This window comes from Dyadobacter endophyticus, assembly GCF_014641595.1.
In the GTDB taxonomy this organism is placed as follows: Bacteria; Bacteroidota; Bacteroidia; order Cytophagales; family Spirosomataceae; genus Dyadobacter; species Dyadobacter endophyticus.
The window spans coordinates 1-585 of record NZ_BMIA01000023.1; the positions used below are offsets into that span (position 1 = coordinate 1).

The following is a 585-nucleotide window of genomic DNA, read 5'->3' on the forward strand; positions in this document are numbered from 1 at the left end:
AATCAAAGTAGCTTGGAATTATTATATCAAATACGTGATTAATTGTTGCGAGCAACAATCAACTAAGATACATTTAATCACACCGAAACAACAAAGACTAGAGAGTATCTGAAACAGAAACTAATACAATAACAGGCTCACATGAGTGGAACCCGAGTCACACTCGCTTTCTTTTATTTTAATGATAACGATAACAAGTGTTACAGCATACGTTGCCTCATTATCCCGCGGAAGAAATTGGCAAAGCTACCCGCTCCTTTAGAACTTGATGGAGTCGCAGTTGGTGGATCGGCTGATCTTGTAAGGGACGCTGACATTGCAGCGGGCGGGGAGTGCCTGAGCGTATTCGTCGTTGATGCCATAGTTATTAGCAGCTTGCTGAAGACATTTGCACACGGTTTGTTTGTCAAAGGTGGTGCTGGCAGAACCCAGAATGTTCCTCACTCCGCTACAGCACGATTCTGGAACATCTCCACCCTGCATCAGGTAAGATAGGCACGGTGCTAGGTTCACAGAAACATCATTGCATGACACGGCTTGCACCATCATTGGTGCACTCATCACAGCCATGCACATCAAAACCAC

The 585-nt window shown here is 44.8% G+C and carries 1 protein-coding gene; it reads right to left on the reverse strand.

Going from position 1 to position 585, the window contains the following annotated elements; all coding sequences use genetic code 11:
• Window positions 1–258 precede the first annotated feature (258 nt).
• Window positions 259–585: non-specific lipid-transfer protein (locus tag IEY24_RS33300; RefSeq protein ID WP_188939494.1), on the reverse strand; the 327-nt coding region annotated here is incomplete at its 5' end.